Origin of the sequence: Trebonia sp., assembly GCF_049794275.1 — a bacterium.
Lineage (GTDB): Bacteria > Actinomycetota > Actinomycetes > Streptosporangiales > Streptosporangiaceae > Trebonia.
Window position 1 is genome coordinate 1 of the sequence record NZ_JBARCR010000109.1, and the last position, 4,964, is coordinate 4,964.

General features: G+C 69.8%; 6 protein-coding genes. 3 read left to right on the top strand and 3 right to left on the bottom strand.

Annotated elements, in window-relative coordinates:
* Positions 1–238: SDR family oxidoreductase (locus WA805_RS02825; RefSeq protein ID WP_425241581.1), on the top strand; the 238-nt coding region annotated here is incomplete at its 5' end.
* Positions 239–520: 282 nt separating this feature from the next.
* Here the strand turns inward: WA805_RS02825 and WA805_RS02830 are convergent.
* Positions 521–1,126, bottom strand: a complete 606-nt coding sequence (locus WA805_RS02830) for a hypothetical protein (protein ID WP_422279083.1) — start codon at positions 1,124–1,126, stop codon at positions 521–523.
* Between the two features lie 115 nt (positions 1,127–1,241).
* Positions 1,242–2,705, bottom strand: coding sequence for a PQQ-binding-like beta-propeller repeat protein (locus tag WA805_RS02835; protein WP_422286175.1), 1,464 nt, complete (start codon positions 2,703–2,705; stop codon positions 1,242–1,244).
* Between the two features lie 87 nt (positions 2,706–2,792).
* Between WA805_RS02835 and WA805_RS02840 the strand changes: the two genes are divergently transcribed.
* A complete protein-coding gene (locus WA805_RS02840) occupies positions 2,793–3,074 on the top strand; it encodes a GlsB/YeaQ/YmgE family stress response membrane protein (RefSeq protein ID WP_422279079.1) in 282 nt (93 codons plus the stop codon).
* Here WA805_RS02840 and WA805_RS02845 read toward each other — a convergent pair.
* Positions 3,040–3,816, bottom strand: coding sequence for a type 1 glutamine amidotransferase domain-containing protein (locus tag WA805_RS02845; protein ID WP_422279077.1), 777 nt, complete (start codon positions 3,814–3,816; stop codon positions 3,040–3,042). The two genes, WA805_RS02840 and WA805_RS02845, sit on opposite strands and share 35 nt — an antisense overlap.
* Before the next feature lie 231 nt (positions 3,817–4,047).
* Here WA805_RS02845 and WA805_RS02850 point away from each other — a divergent pair, with 231 nt between their 5' ends.
* On the top strand, positions 4,048–4,581 hold the full coding sequence (locus WA805_RS02850) for a protein-tyrosine phosphatase family protein (protein ID WP_422286177.1): 534 nt from the start codon (positions 4,048–4,050) through the stop codon (positions 4,579–4,581).
* Positions 4,582–4,964: the final 383 nt, after the last annotated feature.

A 4,964-nucleotide genomic window follows, 5' to 3' on the forward strand; every position in this document is an offset into this window, starting at 1 on the left:
GGCTGGCAGCGGGGTGACCGCCAACGTCGTCTGCCCCGGCTCGACCCGCGGTCCGATGCTCGAGGCCAGCGCGGCCGTCTACCACCTGCCGTCGCAGGACACGTTCGCCGGCCAGGCGCTGCTGCGCCGCCTCCTCGAGCCGGACGAGGTGGCCGCCGCGATCGCCTGGCTCTGCTCGCCGGACGCGGGCGCTCTGACCGGTGCCGTCATTCCCGTCGACGGTGGTCTCTCCGCCTGAAATTATCCCGAACGGGCCCGTGGTGACTCCCCGCCCGCACGGGATCTACTTGAAGATGTTGACCGCACGGGCGACTACCAGCCCCAAGACGGCGAGCGAACCGATCGCCTGGATGGTCATGGCCAGCTTGCTCCAGCGGGCGAGCGGCATCACGTCCGTCGGGCTGAGCGCGGTGGCGTTCGTAAAGCCGAGGTACAGGTAGTCGGCGAACTCCGGACGCCTTGATGTCGGCGCTAGGGTCGATGTCCGTCATCGCTCGGCCGTCGTTCTCGAGGCGGTGTCTCAGCGCGGGTGAAGCGGAGACGGGCGGTTGTCCTTGCCTGGATCGCCAGGCGCGAGCGTCCAGCACGTTCCCTCGTCGGGATCGTATTCCTGCCGCTCGAAGACGAACATATTGTCGCCCAGGAGGATGAGCGAGTACGGGGCAGGACCCGTGCCGATGACATGACCATGGTTGTGGACGTCACGGGGCGGGACCAGTGTCGCGACATCACCGCGGTGCAGCACGCGCTCGTCCGCCAGGCTCAGCTCGGCCCGGCCGCTGTCATGACTGAGCACATTCCAACGCTGGTGAGTCTCCGCTCCCCGGACGGCGGCGATGCCGACCCAGCATCCGTGCGAATGGGTGTAGGCCATGACACCCTCAGGTCGGTGGACAAGCACCAGGCGAGGACCCCGCTCGGGCTTGACGAGCCAGTGCACTCCCATCGACTCGGGAGGCATGCCGGCGATCAGCGGGGCGAAGAACTCATCATCCGCGGCCAGCTGCGCGAGCAGCCGTCCAATCGCGTCCATGTCGGGGACGCCGCCAGCACGCACCTCATCGAGCTGGGACACGAAATGGCTCAGCGGGCTGGGCAGCGCGCCAGTAGCCACATCCTCGGTCATTACCCCATGATCGTCATCCCGTCGTCCGCATGGCTCACCTGCCACGGATGGTTCGCCGATGAGCGTCGCGGCTCATGATTCCGCGGGGATGCCTGGCGATTGGTGCCGCTGCGCGTCAGCCGCCGATGGCGGCGGCCGGCGGGACGGGGGGGCGGCCGCTCAGGTTTACCACCACGTAGCGGCCGCCGGCTGAGTACACGCTGGCGCCGCTGGGGTTGACGATGCTTGCGGGGATGTAGCCGATGGGGTGCAGCGAGCCGGTGGGGAGCGAGATCGCGTCGAGCGCCAGGGACGGGCGGGACTGGTCGATGACGAGCAGCTGGCCCCCGTCCTGTCGCAGGCTCAACACGTCGTCAGGCATCGAGAGCAGCCACTGACGGCCGCCGTCCGACAGGCGGTACGCGACCACGTCGGCGTGGCCGCCACCGCTGGGCCCGGGGCGGGTCACGCCGATGAGCAGGCCGTCGGACACCGCAATCTGGGGGCCGAAGCCCTGGTAGTAGTTCGTGTCCAAGTCGCCGACCGGGATCGTGGACGTCAGGTGCCCGGTCGCGCCGAATGCCAGTACCTGCTCGGGCTGGCCGGGGGAAACATCGACTACCACGACCGGATCGGCAGACAGGATCGCGAAATGGTAGCCGGGCGCCTGCCCCGGCACGGGGGTGCGCCATAGCTGCTTGCCCGACGCGGGATCGAGGTCGATCACGTCGAAGGTCCGGCCGCAGGCGGCCAGCACCACGACCGACTGCTGGGCTCCCGCGAGCGTCTGGTCGCTGCAGCCGGGCGGCGTCAGCGTGGTCCAGCGCGGCGCGCCAGTCCGCAGGTCGTACCCGAGCACCGCGCCGGCGGTGACCGCCGCGGCGGTATCGCCGCCGACAGCCACGAAGCCGGCCCCCTGGTCACCTTTCCAGCTAGCGGGCACCCGTTTCGACCACAGCTGCTGCCCGGTGCCGAGGTCGACCGCGAGGAGCTGATCGCACGCTCCCCCTGCCGTGCCGTAGCCGATAAACCCCACCGTCGCGGAGGAGGCGCCCGCGCTGACCGCGCAGGCGACGTCCCCGCCGGGGACGGCCAGCGTCCACTGCTGCCGACCGGTCGCGGCCTGGTAGCTGACGACCTGATCGGCGCGCACCCGGATCAGCGAGCTGCCCGCGGTCCACACTCCCTCGGTCGCCGGACTCCCCGCGGCGTCGTACGGCGCCGTCCAAGCGACGCGCAGCTCGGCGGCGTGCAGCCCGCCGGACAGCGCCTGCGCGGCGATCACTCCCGCGACCAGCCCGACCGCCGCGACCCCGGCGTTGACCTTCGGCCGGCGGACGACGGCGGCGATCACGAACGGGATCGCCGCCAGCCCCACCACGAACGAGATGACCAGCACCGGGACCACGCCGCGGGGGCACACGGCCGACCCGCTGGCGCACGCGCTCCCTGACTCGCCCTCCACCGCGGACCAGCCGCGGATCTGCAGCAGGATCGCCGCCCCGGCGAGCGCCGCGAGCACGAGGACAACCGCGACCTGCCAGGCCCTGAACCGGCCTGGACGGATCGCGGCCGTCGGCGTCACAACCGTAGGCTGCACCCGGAGGATCTTAACGGCAACCGCACCCTTCGCACGCCCATATCCTGCTTTGTGAGGCATAACCCGCAGGAGGGGAGTCTTACCGCCATGGTCTTGTTCATCATCGTGCTCCTGATCGTCGGGTTCATCGTCGGCGCGATCGCGCGCCTGCTCATGCCCGGCCGTGACCCGATCGGGGTATTCGGCACCATCGTGCTCGGCATCGCCGGGTCCTTCGTCGGCGGGTTCCTGCAGAACCTGATAGAGAACCACACGCTGACTGTGCACAGCTTCCACGCCGTCGGCCTCGTCGGCTCGGTCATCGGCGCCTGGGTGCTGTTGCTCCTGCTGCGCCTCACCGGCCTGGAAGGCCGCCGCCGCCGCTACTGACGGCGAGCATCTCGCTGAAGCGGCGCGCGAACAGGTAGGCGTCACCCGGCCAGCGCGCGGACAGGTAGCGGCCATCTTCCACGGTGAACGCCGGGGTGTCATCGGTGGCGGTGCCGCGCGCGGATAGCGTCACCGGCCCTCGCACGAATTGGGCGCGCGGGTCATGAAGACTGGCCTTGACCTCATCCTCGACGTAGGCCGGGTAGGTCCGGTAGTAGCGGCCGAGCCGCCACCCGGTGGCCAGATAAGCCGAGCGTTCCATGTACTTGGGCAGGCATGTTGTCCGGCACCCGGCCAGCACGCTGCGGCCGGTGGCGGGGTCACGGGTCCGCGCCAGCACGAGCACGCCGTGGCAGATGGCGCCGACCGGCCTGCCCAGCTGCCAGAAACCGGCTACCTGGTCCCGCAGCACTGGAGACCCGAGGTACTGCCGCATTCCCGGGGCATGGCCGCCGGGCAGCAGCAGCCCGTCGAAGCCGGCTGGGTCCACCTCGGCCCACGCGGCCGTGGCGGAGAACTCCGGCGCCTTGGTCAGCTCCTCGTACAGGCCCCTGACGGCGGGCACCGCGCCTAGCTGGCCGAACAGGACACCGGTCAGCAGCCGGGGGTCGGCGGCCGGGACGGTCCCCTGGCGTTCGGTGGCGAAGAGGACCTGATGTCCGGCATCACTCAGGACCCGCCACGGCACCGCGACCTCCGTGACGTCGAAGTCCCGGTCGGGCAGCGGCATCAGAACGCGCACGCGGGCATCATCTCACCTGTCGATTGCGCAATCGACCTGCTCTATCGGTACGTGCCGCTACCTCAACACGCCGCCTCACGATCGAAGCAACATACGATCTGTAGAGCCGTGTCGGTGCGCGTCGACGAGAAAAGGGCAGCAAGGGCCGGCGCCCGGATCGCGGTGCGTCGTGATGCCGAGTCGAAGCGATACTTCTTGTAGTGGAGGATCGAGGGGAAGGCGGCGCGCGTGATGGCCGGGACTCGAGTGGTGGTGGTCTGCCCGGTGTGCGAGGTGCACTGGGACCGTGACGGGCAAGCCCCGGGATGCGCGGACGCCAGCCATTTCCATCGGGACCTCGAGGTACACCGCCACCGTACGGCGGTGGTCTTGCCGGATGGCACCACCGTGACGGCCGTGTCGTTTGACCCTGGCGACCCGTACGGCCGGGAACAACGGCCGGATTACGGCCTGTACCTGGACAGCCGATGGCAGCCGCCGTGGCCCCATGACCACGTCGGCTGGCCGGACTTCGGGATCCCGGAGGAGAAGACGGCGATCATGACCGCGCTGCGGTCGTTGCTCGCGCGGGCCCGGACAGGCCAGCGCGTCGAGGTTGGCTGCCTCGGCGGTCACGGCCGGACCGGAACGGCCGTTGCATGTCTCGCTGTCCTGACCGGCTGCCCGGCAGGAGAAGCGGTCGCGTGGGTCAGAGAGCACTACTGCACCAGCGCGGTCGAGACGCCCGAACAAGAAGCGTTCGTCACGCAGTCCGCCCTAACCTGATCTAGGGGGACGCGCCAAGCCCTACCAGGTGCATCCGGGCGCGGGTTATCTCCGGAAGGGGCTAACGCTGAAAGTTTGGCCGCCTATGACCGGTCAAAGTCTCAGAGCTAACGCCCGCGGACCGCCAGCTGCGACGTCGCTACCGACTTCTTGCTGTTATCGGGTGTCCGTGGCGTGGCCGACGGGGCAGGCGGCTGCGGCCGGGGGGCGGTGGGGCGTGCGGTGCTCGCGTTACTGGAGGTTCTGCGGGTTGCCAACCGGGTCGCCGACGTATTCGCGGGTGGCGACCAGGTTGTCGCGGGCCGGGTGCTTAGCAGCGGCGGGGCCGTCGGCGAAGGCGTGCAGGATGTTCGTCGTCACCTGGCGGACGAAGTCAGGGGTGC